The sequence below is a fragment of the Stenotrophomonas maltophilia group sp. RNC7 genome (assembly GCF_030910085.1).
Taxonomy (GTDB): Bacteria; Pseudomonadota; Gammaproteobacteria; order Xanthomonadales; family Xanthomonadaceae; genus Stenotrophomonas; species Stenotrophomonas sepilia.
In genome coordinates, this window is the sequence record NZ_JAVFVN010000867.1 from 24434 (window position 1) to 36804 (window position 12371).

Consider the following 12371-nt stretch of genomic DNA (forward strand, 5'->3'; position numbering starts at 1 on the left):
CGCCCTCAGAAGCGATGGTCGACGGTGAATTCGACGCGCCGGTCCGCCCCCAGCAGCCACTGGGTGCTGGTGTAGTACGCGGTGGCGTAGTACGCCTTGTCGAACACGTTGAACAACCGCGCGGACAGCCGCGTGCGCGGTGCCGCCTGCCAGGTCAGTGCCAGATCGGTGGTGCTGTAGCCGGGCAGCTCCAGTGTATTGGCGTTGTCAGCGTAGCGCTTGCCGACGTAGCGAACGCCACCCGCCGCATTCCAGTCCGGTGCGAACTGCCAGCCCAGCCACACACTGGCCAGGCGCTCGGCTACGTTCGGCGGCACGTTGCCATCACGCGATACCAGCACCGCCGGCGAACCCGTGGTTTCCAGGAAGTCCTCGAATTCGGCCGTCAGCACCGTCGCGTTGGCATCCAGCGTCCAGTGCGGCGCGACATTCCAGGTCAACGACGCTTCAATACCGCGCGAGGTCTGCGCGCCCACCTGCACGCGGCGATCCGGCACCAGCGGATCGCGGCTGAGCAGCCCGGTCTTGCGGATGCGGTACGCCGCCAGCGTCCACTCGCCACCGTCGAAGGCCTGCTTCAGGCCCACCTCGATCTGCCGGCCCTTGGCCAGGTCGAAGGCACCGTTGGCCGGGCTGATCATCAACAGGCCACTGACCGGGTCCGCCGCCTGCGAGTACTGCGCATACAGGCTCAGCGTCGGCTGCAGCGCAAATACCGTGCCTGCACGCCAGCCGGTGCTGTTGTAGGTCTTCGAGAACGCCTTCTGGCCACTGATCAGATCGGTGCGATCGATGCGCGCGCGGTCGTGGCGCAGCCCACCCAGCACCGACCAGCGATCGCTCAGCGCCAACCGGTCCTCCACGAACAGCGCGTACTGCTCGGCCCGGTTGCGGTAGCGCGGCAGGTTCGGCGCATCGCTGGCGAACTGCCCCGGCACCGGATGGAACGGATCGACCGGGCCGGAGCTGCCGGTGTAGGTGTTGTTGGTGTGCTTGAAGTGCGCGCGGTTGGCATCCAGGCCCACGGCAAAACTGTTCTGCAGGTCACCCACGCTGCCCTGCACGCGCAGCGTCGAGGTCAGCCCCGTCTGGTCCTGGTTGTGGGTGATCTGGGTGTTGCCCGAGCGGTCGACCAACCCGGTTCGCGGGTTGTAGACATAGGCCTCGGCGTTGCGCCAATCGCGCTGGCTGTCGATCTGGTAGACGCGCGTGCGCCATTCCACATTCGCGGTTGGCGTCCACAGTGCATCGAGCTGGGTCCAGCGGTCGCGGAAGCGGATCTCGCTGTCGTCCACGTTGTAGTTGCGGTGGCGCAGCGCCTCCAGCTGGCGGCCCTCGACCAGCGGCGTGCCGAAGTAGCGCATCGGCTGCTGGTAGCCCTGCGCATGGGTGAGCGTCAGCTGCAGGTCCGGGCGAGCCTGCCACAGCAACGCACCGGAGAACGTCGCATCGTTGTTGCGGCCACGGTCGACCCAGCCACCGCTGTAGTTGCCACTCACATCCAGCCGGTAGGCCAGCCCGGGCGTCAGCGCGCCACCACTGCCGAAGCCCAGCCGCGCGGTGTCCTCGCTGCCCACGGTCATGCTGATCTCGTTTTCGATGGCACCGCGCGAGGGCTTCTTCGGCACGATATTGATCACGCCGCCAATCGCCCCGTCGCCATGGATGACCGAGGCCGGGCCGCGCAGCACTTCGATGCGCTCGATCGACCAGGTATCGAACGGGAAGGTGATGCCCACGCCGCCGTACTGGCGCAGCCCGTCGTACAGCCGCATCACCGAGGCACCGTCCGTGAAGCCGCGACTGGACAGCGCACTCAGGCCATTGCCCGGGTGCGGCATCGCACTGATCGCACCTGCCCGGCTGATCGCATCGTTGAGGTTGCTGTCGCCGCGCTGCTCCAGGTGCTCGCGCGAAATCACCGTCAGGCTGGCCGGTGTCTGCAGCACGCTCAGGCCCAATGCAGAGCCGGCGCTGGCGGTGGAGGACAGCTCGCCGCTGCGGGTATCGACCACCCGCACGGTATCCAGCGTGGTCGGGGGTGCCGCGTCGGCGGCAAGGGCAGAAGCGGAGTGCAGCAGCAACGCGCAAGCGACAGGCAGCGTCGCCCGGCGCAGGTACGCGGCGTTGGGGTTCGTTTTCATTTTTTCACGGCATGCAAGGCCACCCGCAATGGCAGGGCAGCAATCAGAAAGGGACAAACACGCGCGTGCGGGCGCCGGCCGTGGCCGGCAACCTCATGGAAAAACGATCAGTGCAACGCGCGTGCGGCTCAGGCGGCCATGAAAGCCGGCGGCCCACGCGCTCCCAATGTGCCGCTGATCCTTTGCGGCAACGTCTGCACCGCACCGCGCAACGCGCGGCACACCAGTGCCATCGGCGCCAACAGCAGCACTGCCGCCACCAGCAGGGCGATCAGCCGTGCAGCAATCAGGCAGTAATCGCAGTCCACGCCCATCTCATGATCGGCATGTGGATCGGCGGCCGGTTTCCTTGCGGCGTCGCCGTGCGGCATCGCCATCGCGTGATGGTCGTGGTGCCCTTCCATCGGGTGCTGCGCATGCTCTGCGTGCATTGCGTGGTCCATGGCTGCCACCGGCGCAGCGGCAACCACGTGACCATGCGCCAGCCAGCGGCTCACCAGCGGGGCGAGCAGCACCAGCAGCATGGCAAGCCAAGCCAGGGCCTGGAACCGGCGGTGGAGAGCAGAACGACGCACGCCGCCATTCTACGGGGCCACGGTCAACCTTGGACCCCGTTCAGGGTTTGCCCCCTGCGACACGGTGACGCAGGACTGTCCTCCCCCGCGCACGCCCTCCATCCAGTAGATCCACGCCATGCGTGGATGCTTTTTGCCCATCAACTCACGTACTGGGCCACACCATTACCAAACGACCAATTTTCCCGCTTCACCTCCACCAGATTGATGAACACATCCTCGCGGCGGATGCCCACCGCCGCATGCAGCCCATCGGCAATGCCCAGGTATAACGCGTTTTTCTGCTCGAGCGTGCGCCCTTCGTTCCAGGTGATCTGGATGCAGATGAAGTCGTCGGTGCGGTCCACGCCCAGGTAGCCGGGATCGTAGATCAGCGTGCCGGGCGCGTGTTCCTGGAATATCTGGAAGCGATCGTTTTCCGGCACGCCCACCGCGCGCATGGCCTGGTAGATGGTTTCGCCGACGCGTTGCAGGTAGTCGGCGGATTTACCTTTGCGAAGATCGATGCGGGCGAGCGGCATGGTGTACTCCGGGGTGGATGGGCACGGCAATGGGCTGAGACTACGCCTGCTCAGGGCGGTGGGACAGCACAGGGATGGAACCCTCTGGCTCCATGCGTGGCATGGTCCCGCCTCCGCCGCGCGGGGTGACGCGATTGCCGTGGCGGCGCCGCTCTGGAGTCGTCTCGTGCACGGTCGACAGGGGCGGCGATGTGCGCCATCAGTGATGGGCCGCACTACTCGCGGGTGCTGGACTGCACACATTGGGAAACATCTGGCCTGCCTAGGGGCAGTTGAGAACTTTCCTCACAGACCGATGTGATTGCCCGGCTTGATGATCGCTGCGCCGAGGCAAGACGCCTTGGCCGGGATTGGCGTCTCGAATAAACAAACAAGATTTAGGGGCTGCAGGAACAATCGCAGCAGAGAGAATGCACCGACTGCCTTCAATGGCGGCCGGTGCGTGGGGATCGCCAGATCCGCCAGGCATTCTTCTCCCCTGAAGCTTGTTTGCCTTGGTACGCCAACCCGCACCGTCCGCCACCTTCACTCCTGAAGGTGGCCCTACGCCAGTGAGGGTTTCGCCATGACCAACCGCACCGCCGTCCATCCCCGCCTGCACACCCTGATCGGCGACGTCGCAACCGATGTGCCGGAAGACCTCGCACGCGAGATCGAGTGCGCCCTGAACGCACAGAATTTGCCCGCGCAGCTGCCCACTTTCTTCGCCCGTCTCAATGCGATCAACCATGCTGACGGCGATGACGGACAGCCATGCATCAGCCTCACCCTCGGCGCCAGCAATCACGCTTCGTTGCGCCGCTCGCTATCTGGGCTCGGCGCATTGCTCGATCTGCTGCAGGCCGCCGATCATGCGCGCAACGAAGGCGGCCCAGACGAACAGTTGGGCGCCTTCCATATCGACGGACTGATCGTGGCCGCACGCCAGCTGGTGCGCGAGGCGCATCATTGCCTCTCCGGCGGCGACGCCTGACCGGCCCGCATATGCTCCCGCTACAATCGCGCAGGGAGCGCAGGAGACCGCGATGGACGCCGAACACCTGGAGTACTTCAAGGCCGCACTGGAAGGCCGCGCAACCGTTGGCTGGAACGTCTGGTTCGCCGCCAACCAGCACGCGCTGGCACAACAACTGAGCCGCCCGGCACTGCTGCGCTTGAAGTTCAGCACACTGGATGAAGCCGAACGCCTGCTCGCCGAAGCCGGCATCGTGCCCCGCAGCACAGTGGGCAAGCGCTACGAAATGTACTGCGCGCAGTTCTCGCCGGACGTGGTGGACGCAAACGGTCGCCCGCTACCGGCCCTCTGGCGCGCGGCGCACGGCGGCGCCATCGGCCTGCTGGCCGATGGTGGGCAGGAGGCCGGCCAGGCGAAGCTGCTCGCGGAGTCCGCCGCGTCCGTAAGATCTCAAGCCGGGCTCTTACGCCGCAACACTCTGTTTTCGTGTCTCCGAGTAATATTGATCGCCTGCGCCAATCCCTTCCTTAGACTACTGGAAGCGTCGCTCACAGTCTCGGTAGCTATGGCGCGAAATGGATCAGGTAAATGGCGAATCCGCTGACGCAAGGTCTCTCGCAACAAACGCAGTGATCGCCATTCAAGGCGAAGCTTTGCCAGCGAGTCTTCGGAGTAGCGCTTGATCAAGAGTGACAAGAGCGGCGATTGCATCACTCCGTCATGCAAAAGCAGATCGGCCAGCTCGCCGGAACCTACGAGATGAAGCCATGGCTTCCCATCCACGCTTCCAGGCGCACCGAACGAGTAGATGTTTGAATAGTCCCTATTCCGAATCTGCGCTAGCAGCACAGGCACGTCTGCCAATAGGCGCTTCTGCTCAGCCCGATCCACTAGCTCCTCAAGCAACTCAAATGCTCTCATGAACCTTGGATCTCGGCGCTTGTGGAAGCCAAGTCCAGCGTAGGAATCGGCTCCATCGAGCCACCCCACGCTGCGCTCAAGCCGATCAAAAACGACGGGGTCTGACGCGTACTGCTGAACCCAAAGATTGACCTCTTTGAACTGAGGAAATAGGCCCACGCCGAAGTCCTCCAGCGTCAATGCAATCCCGACCACGTGCAGAATTTCACCCTGAACGTACAACATCCTTTGATCTATCGACTTCAAGAGGTCCACCCGAGCCTCGTTATATCGGCTAATTGATAGCCGTCGTAGTTCCCACAGTCTTTGCCAGGGTGGCTGCGCCTGAACGCCCACTACTAGCGCATTCTGCTGGATAGCTGCATTAGCAGCTTCAACATCCAGAGTGCCAACGCGCCAAAAAGAGACAAGTCCCGACGCAGGTACAACAGATTCAAGCGCCAGTACCGATGCAAACCTTTCCTCAAGGTCCAAAATATATAGATCTCTCTCGGTTCTTTTGCTTTTGTCTTTGACTCTAATTGCGAAACATTGCTGTACGATCTCAACTTCCTCAGGCTCAAGCCTTCCCGCGCGAAGCTCTCCACCCAAAGCGATTGAGAACTTCAGCAATTCCAGCACCCCAGCCTTAGAATCGCGGAGGCGCCGATCGAGCAGTTTCAGAAGTCGCTGCGCATCAAAAACTAAACTCCGCACGCTACGGTAGTTGACGAGTTTGGACACCTCCATGACGGCAAGCAGCGCAGCGCGCTCATCCTTCACAGCCGTCTTTACAGGCCCTTCGTCTAGTTCCAAGAGCAGCGAATCCAACACAGCACCGGGATCAGAGATCACCTTAACTGTCTTTCCTATGGCCTTCTCTTTCCAACGGCCATAGACGCTATCGGCATTAATCTCTGCATCGTTTGCCAACACGATCACCTTGAGACCATCTCGCTCTACATAGCTATTGATTATCGAAAGGCACATTTCGATTGGCATACCTGCGCGCTCAAGATCATCGAAGACGAGCACGCGCCCCTTGGGATTACTAAGCCATCGCGTAATTGCTTTTGCATCTTCTTCGCGGGCCGCGTCAGCTACCGCTCCGGCTGTGGCAACCTGGACCCCTATGTTTGAGACGCGAATCGCCGCAGCCCCCAGCACTTTGCCGAGCGTAGAATTCAACACCGGATATAGTTGCGAAAGAAATTGGTCAGAGATCGCCGCAGCACTATCTGCACCGAAAAAGCTAGCGTAGAGGTGCTGGGTGGGCGAGGTAGCAGCCGGCTTGACTCTAGAGTCACTCTTCAGGAAGGGAAGGTGCCACCATTTTCGCGGAGTCGAGTTTAAAAGCGCTTCTGACGCCGCGCTCTGCTCAGCGCGCCGACGAAAATAGCCTTGTATGTAATGAGTCTTCCCCGAACCCCAGTGACCAATCAGCATCACGGCGGTGCCCGGATCAGAACTTCCGTCCAGATAAGAATCTAGGTACTCATCCAAGCTCTTCATAGCGAACCTATTCACATCCGAATTGCAGGAAAATGAGAGTGGGAGCAGCGTCTACCGGACTCGCATTGACCTATAGATCATCAATTACAATGTCGGCGTGCTCTCGAAGCGATTCCTTAATTCCATGTCGCTGAACAATCAACATGATCTGTGCGCCTTCGCGTCGAGCAAATTTCATTGCTGGCACGAAGTCACTATCGCCTGTTGCCAACACAATCATGGCAACGTGCTTCTTCAAAGTGAGACTAGCGATATCGAGTCCGATCCTCATATCCACGCCCTTCTGTTTAACAACCGGGCGGAGATCGACAGCACTAACAGATATCGCCCCTTCACCAGCATGTTTATCCAAGAAGCGCTTTTTCAGCCCCCAACCTTCCATTGAGAGTTCGCCGAAGCGCATGCTGAAGAAGGGGAGGCGCGCAACATGCGCATGCAGGCTGCGATTGCGCGACGCTGTATCACTAGAGCCGAAATCGATGGCTGAGCCATCTAAAGGGTTTACCGCCGCTCCTTCGAGGGGCTTAGAATCATAGAAATAAATTCGGTGAAGGAGCATGCCCGTCAGCTCAGGGCGATTCTTCACGCGCTCGATGAACTGCTCAATATCAGACGCCTCGATCGGATGACCAGGCTTGCCCAATTGATACTTAAGAAATCCAGCATCGAGGAGCACCGCGTAGCAGAGGGACATCCATGACCTCCGGGCAAAAAATTGGCCGCTAGACAGGTGGGGGACACGCCCCTCTTACATATCACCCGTCTAGCAGCCTTTTGGTCGCCAAGAACATATCACGAACCACGAAAGAACGGTACGTGCGATTCAGTCCTTGAGACTCTTCTTCTACCTGAGCCTTCGGCCCTAGGCAGAGATTCGGCCCTAGGCAGAGAGCAGCTCATTTGCCTGCGGGATTTTTGCATACGCACCACCACATGGCGCGCACTTATCCTGCGCTTACGAAAAAGCCGGCTCAAGGCCGGCTTCTTCATAACACCTGAAAAATCAGGGTTTTATTTGGTGGGCGGTACAGGGATCGAACCTGTGACCCTTGCCGTGTGAAGGCAATGCTCTACCGCTGAGCTAACCGCCCGGTGTGTTGCTGAGCCGCTCATTATAGGGGCTTTTCAGAGGCCGTCAACAGTTTTTCACATTCGTGTTCACGGGCGTTTCGGGGCATGCAGCCGGGCATGGCCGGACGCTACAGAAAGGCTCCGCGCGCAGCCTCACATCGTATGGGTCGGCTTGTCCGAGCCGGTCAGCCCGGCCAGCAGGGTCTCGATCTTGTGGCGCACGCCCTCGCCTTCGGCACCGTCGGCCAGCTGCACGCCGATGCCGGCGGTGCGGTTGCCCTGCGCGCCGGCCGGGGTCACCCAGATCACCTTGCCCGCCACCGGCAGGCGCTCGCTGGAATCGGGCAGGGTCAGCAGCAGGAACACCTCGTCGCCCAGGAAGTAGCGCTTGGGCGTGGGCACGAAGATGCCGCCATTCTTCACGAACGGCATGTACGCGCTGTACAGCGCGGCTTTGTCCTTCACGGCCAGGGACAGGATGCCCTGGCGGGCGTTGCTGGCACTCATCGATTTCCCCTTGCGGCAGGCCGCTCGTTCACCTTGTTCCAGGCCAGCAGCAACTCGACCACCGCAAGGTCTGCACGCACCGTGGTGCGCAGCAGGTCGCGGGTGCGGTTGGCCGCATCGAACCAGGCTGCAAGCTTGTGCAATCGCTCCGGCGTGGTCAAGGCATCGGTGCTGGCCTGGGCCAGCGCCAGGTCGGCGGCAAAGCGCAGGCGCAGCGCCGCGTTGTCGTCACCGCACCACTTCTGCGCCAGCTCCACCGCGCCGGTCTTGCCGGTGACCAGCTGTTCCAGATCTCGACCGACTTCGCGGCGCAGGCTCAGGCCGTCTTCGCGCAGCCAGTTGTCGGCCTGGCCGGGATGGCCGCGCGCGGCCTCCAGCGCTTCGCGCGCCGATGCCTCGCTATGGCCCTGCTGCTGCAGCCAGGCCAGCGCTTCGTGCTGCGGCGGCAGCTTGAACTCCAGGCGCTGGCAACGGCTGCGGATGGTCTGCGGCAGGCGTGCCGGGTCGCTGCTGATCAGCCACAGGTAGCGGCCGGGCTGCGGCTCTTCCAGGGTCTTCAGCAGCGCGTTGGCCGCCGAGCGGTTGATCGCATCGGCCGGGTCGACGATCACCACCTGCGCCACGCCGTACTGCGGGGTCAGCGCCAGCTTGTCGGTGATCTCGCGCATCTGCTCGATGACGATCTCGGTACGCAGCTTGTCGCCGCTCTTGTTCGGAATGAAGCTGACCAGCTGCAGGTCCGGGTGTGTACCCGCTGCGATCAGCTGGCGCGTGCGCGTTGCGTGGGCTGCATCGCCCTGCGCCAGCACGTGGTCGGCCAGCGCCAGCGCCACCTCATGCTTGCCCAGCCCGGCCGGGCCGCAGATCAGCAGGCCATGACCGAGGCGACCGGCGTCGAGCGCGGCCACGGTCTGGTCGAACGCGCGCTGCTGCCACGGTGAAAAGGTATTCATGCGCCCTCCCCGTCCTGCAGCCAGCGCTCGACACGCGCGACCACGTCGGCGGCCACGCGTTCCTGCACCTGGCCGGCGTCGATCAACGCAAAGCGCTGCGGGTCCTGCTGCGCACGGCTGCGGAACACTTCGCGCACGCGCTGGAAGAAATCGTCCTGCTCGCTCTCGATGCGGTCCGGCCACAGGTCGCGACCGTTGGCGCGCGCGCGGCCGACGGCCACGTCCACGTCCAGCAGCAGGGTCAGGCCCGGCAGCAGGCCGACCGCGCGGCGCTCCAGGTCGGCAATCCACTGCGGATCCAAGCCGCGGCCACCGCCCTGGTAGGCGTAGCTGGAATCAGTGAAACGATCGCTCAGCACGTAGGCGCCGCGCTGCAGCGCCGGCTGGATCACCTGGCGCACATGCTGCGCGCGCGCGGCGAATACCAGCAGCAGCTCGGCTTCGGCGCTGAGCGGTTCGGCGGCGATCTCGGCATCGGGTTTCAGCACCAGGCCGCGGATGCGCTCGGCCAGTGGCGTGCCGCCCGGTTCACGGGTCAGCACCACCTCGTGGCCGTGGCTGCGCAGGCACTCACGGATGGCATTGATGGCGGTGGTCTTGCCCGCGCCCTCGCCGCCTTCCAGGCTGACGAAACGCGGGTGGCGAAGCAGCGCGGGACTCATTGCGCCGGGGTCTCCTGGGTACGTTGCTGGCGCAGCTGTTGCAGGTAGCGCGCCACGGCGGCGTTGTGCTGGTCCAGGCTGGGCGAGAACACGTGCGCGCCGCTGCCATCGCCCACGGCGACGAAGTACAGCGCATCGCCCGCCGCGGGTTGCGCGGCCGCCATCAGCGCGTCACGGCTGGGCATGGCGATCGGGGTCGGGGTCAGGCCGGCACGGGTATAGGTGTTGTAGGGGGTGTCGGTGGTCAGGTCGCGACGGCGGATGTTGCCGTCATACGCAGCACCGAGGCCGTAGATCACGGTCGGGTCGGTCTGCAGGCGCATGCCGATCTTCAGGCGGCGCATGAACACGCCGGCGATCTGCGGGCGCTCGCTGGCCAGCGCGGTTTCCTTCTCGATGATCGAGGCCAGCGTCAGCAGTTCGTAGGGCGTGTTGATCGGCAGGTCCGGCGCGCGGCTTTCCCAGGCCTCGTCCAGCGCCTTTTCCATTGCGGCGTGGGCGCGCTTGAGCACGTCCAGATCGCTGTCGCCGCGCTGGTAGACGTAGGTCTCCGGCAGGAAGCGGCCTTCCGGGTGCTGGCCACCGAAGCCGAGGCGCTGCATCAGCGCGGCGTCATCAAGCGTGTCGGTGGTGTGCAGCAGCGGCTCGGCGCGCTTGAGCGCGGCACGCAGCTGGCGGATGTTCCAGCCCTCGACAATCGTGACCCGGTGCTGCAGCACCTTGCCGGCGCGCATGCGCAGCAGCAGCTCGCGCGGGGTCAGCTCGCCACTGAGCGCATACTCGCCCACCTTCAGTTTGCCGGCCGCATCGAGTTGGCGCGCCAGCAGCTGCCACTGGGCGTCCTGGCCCTCGTCCACGCCGGCATCGCGCAGCTTGCGCAGCACGCTGTTCATGCCATCGCCGCTGGCGATGACCACGCTCTCGGCGGTCGGGGTGATCGGGGCATCGGCGAAGCGGGTCTGCTGGTAGAAGAACCACGCGCCCGCGCCGGCCACGACGGCGGCCAGCACCACCACCAGCGTTACCACGAACAGACACCCGCGCTTGGCTCCCGCCATGGACTACCTCTGAACTCGATTCCGTCGTGCAGGATACCGTGCCGATGGATTGGGGTCATGACCGGGGTGGCGCCTGCGTGCCGACCAACGGTCGGCACCCACCACAACACTGGCACCCACCGGCACTACCCCTGCTGGCCGAGCGCGCGCAGCAGGCCGCGGGCCTTGGCCCGGGTCTCGTCCAGTTCCTTGTCCGGGTCCGAATCAACCACGATGCCGGCACCGGTGCGGAAGCTCACCTCGTGGCCATCCACTTCGGCGGTACGGATCAGGATGTTCAGGTCCAGGTCGCCATCGCGGTTCAGCCAGCCGAACGCGCCGGTGTAGGCACCGCGCGGCACCTGCTCCAGCTCGCTGATGATCTGCATGCAGCGCACCTTGGGGCAGCCGGTGATGGTGCCGCCCGGGAACGTGGCGGCGATCACCTCGCCGGGCGTGACCTCCGGGCGCAGGTGGCCGCTGACGTTGCTGACGATGTGGTGCACATGCGCGTAGCTCTCCACGGTCATCAGCTCATCGACCACCACGGTGCCGGGCAGGCAGATACGGCCCAGGTCGTTGCGCTCCAGGTCGATCAGCATCACGTGCTCGGCACGCTCCTTCGGGTGGCCGACCAGCTCCTGGATGCGCGCGGCATCATCGTCGCCCTCGAAGCGCGGACGCGTGCCGGCAATCGGACGCGTCTGCGCGTGGCCGGCATGCACCGACACCAGCCGCTCCGGCGAGGAGCTGACCACGTGGCGGCCGTGCGCGCTGAACAAGCCGGCGAACGGTGCCGGGTTGGCACGGCGCAGCTGCGCGTACAGCGCCTGCGGGCTGACCGGCGCAGCGAACTGCGCGCTCCAGCGCCGCGACAGGTTCACCTGGAACACATCGCCGGCACGCAGGTAGTCGATCACCCGGCGCACGCCGTCGGTGAAGCGCTGCGGCGCATCCTCGCCCACCGACTGCGGCGGCTGCCAGCCCTGCCCAGCCTCCGGCAGTGCCTGCGACGCCAAGGTCACCAGCGCCTCCAGCAGGGCCTGCTCACCGGCTTCGGCGATGACGAAGCTGGCGTCGTTCTGGTGGTCGTGCAGCACCGCAGCCGGGCAACGCAGCGCCAGCGCGGTGGGGCGGCCGTCCGCGCGCGCGCGCGCCGGCAGCACCGGTTCGATCTGGCTGGCCACTTCGTAGTCCAGCATCAACGCCCAGCCGCCGCGGAACGGCAGGCTGTGGCTGCCGTCGTGCGGCAGGCGTTCGTGCTGCCAGGCGCGATCCAGCGCCTGCAGGAACGTGCCGGGCTGCACGGCACCCTGCAGGTCGCGCACCTGGCCATCGGCATCCAGCCGCAGGCTCTCGCCCTGCGCGGCCAGCAGCAGGCTCCAGCGGCCCTGGGCGGTGCCCGAGGCGGTGGATTCCATCAGCAGCGGGAAGCGTGCCGGGTCGTGCTGCTGCAGGGCCAGCAGATCGATCGGGTGCGGCAGCGGGTGGATCAGCGGTGCGTGGGTCATGATGGCCAGTTCAGGGATTCAGA

11 protein-coding genes, 1 tRNA gene and 1 pseudogene are annotated in these 12371 nt (G+C 64.3%); 2 read left to right on the plus strand and 11 right to left on the minus strand.

Going from position 1 to position 12371, the window contains the following annotated elements; genetic code table 11:
* Positions 1-5: 5 nt before the first annotated feature.
* The 3 genes from RCF13_RS20750 to RCF13_RS20760 all read right to left on the minus strand — a co-directional run bounded on the left by RCF13_RS20750 (position 6) and on the right by RCF13_RS20760 (position 3240).
* Positions 6-2144, minus strand: coding sequence for a TonB-dependent receptor (locus RCF13_RS20750; protein ID WP_231352585.1), 2139 nt, complete (start codon positions 2142-2144; stop codon positions 6-8).
* 128 nt (positions 2145-2272) lie between these two features.
* Positions 2273-2668 (minus strand): DUF2946 family protein, encoded by a 396-nt coding sequence (locus tag RCF13_RS20755; protein WP_134968575.1) that lies wholly within the window; start codon positions 2666-2668, stop codon positions 2273-2275.
* Positions 2669-2859: 191 nt separating this feature from the next.
* Complete coding sequence (locus RCF13_RS20760) at positions 2860-3240, minus strand: tautomerase family protein (RefSeq protein ID WP_134968576.1); 381 nt, start codon at positions 3238-3240, stop codon at positions 2860-2862.
* 565 nt (positions 3241-3805) lie between these two features.
* Here RCF13_RS20760 and RCF13_RS20765 point away from each other — a divergent pair.
* Together RCF13_RS20765 and RCF13_RS20770 are read left to right on the plus strand one after the other, a co-directional pair.
* Positions 3806-4213 carry a hypothetical protein gene (locus tag RCF13_RS20765; protein WP_134968577.1) on the plus strand — a complete coding sequence of 136 codons (408 nt, stop codon included), beginning with the start codon at positions 3806-3808 and terminating at the stop codon, positions 4211-4213.
* A gap of 52 nt (positions 4214-4265) precedes the next feature.
* The gene (locus RCF13_RS20770) at positions 4266-4799 is read left to right on the plus strand and encodes a hypothetical protein (RefSeq protein WP_231352584.1); all 534 of its coding nucleotides are present in this window, start codon (positions 4266-4268) and stop codon (positions 4797-4799) included.
* 1220 nt (positions 4800-6019) lie between these two features.
* On the opposite strand, the pseudogene RCF13_RS26315 reads toward RCF13_RS20770, so the two are convergent.
* From RCF13_RS26315 to RCF13_RS20805, 8 genes and pseudogenes are all read right to left on the minus strand, one after another.
* A pseudogene (locus tag RCF13_RS26315) lies at positions 6020-6607 on the minus strand (P-loop NTPase fold protein); the annotation flags it as partial.
* 70 nt (positions 6608-6677) lie between these two features.
* The gene (locus tag RCF13_RS20775; protein WP_080291746.1) at positions 6678-7301 is read right to left on the minus strand and encodes an NYN domain-containing protein; all 624 of its coding nucleotides are present in this window, start codon (positions 7299-7301) and stop codon (positions 6678-6680) included.
* 322 nt (positions 7302-7623) lie between these two features.
* A tRNA-Val gene (locus RCF13_RS20780) sits at positions 7624-7698 on the minus strand.
* Between the two features lie 133 nt (positions 7699-7831).
* Positions 7832-8185, minus strand: a complete 354-nt coding sequence (locus RCF13_RS20785; protein ID WP_005412452.1) for a PilZ domain-containing protein — start codon at positions 8183-8185, stop codon at positions 7832-7834.
* Positions 8182-9138 (minus strand): DNA polymerase III subunit delta', encoded by a 957-nt coding sequence (locus RCF13_RS20790; protein ID WP_134968120.1) that lies wholly within the window; start codon positions 9136-9138, stop codon positions 8182-8184. The genes RCF13_RS20785 and RCF13_RS20790 overlap by 4 nt, the downstream gene beginning before the upstream one ends.
* A complete protein-coding gene (tmk, locus tag RCF13_RS20795) occupies positions 9135-9800 on the minus strand; it encodes a dTMP kinase (RefSeq protein ID WP_134968121.1) in 666 nt (221 codons plus the stop codon). Before tmk ends, RCF13_RS20790 begins: the two co-directional genes overlap by 4 nt.
* Positions 9797-10858 (minus strand): endolytic transglycosylase MltG, encoded by a 1062-nt coding sequence (mltG, locus tag RCF13_RS20800; protein WP_061480513.1) that lies wholly within the window; start codon positions 10856-10858, stop codon positions 9797-9799. Before mltG ends, tmk begins: the two co-directional genes overlap by 4 nt.
* Before the next feature lie 125 nt (positions 10859-10983).
* A complete protein-coding gene (locus RCF13_RS20805; RefSeq protein WP_061480514.1) occupies positions 10984-12348 on the minus strand; it encodes an aminodeoxychorismate synthase component I in 1365 nt (454 codons plus the stop codon).
* Positions 12349-12371 lie beyond the last annotated feature (23 nt).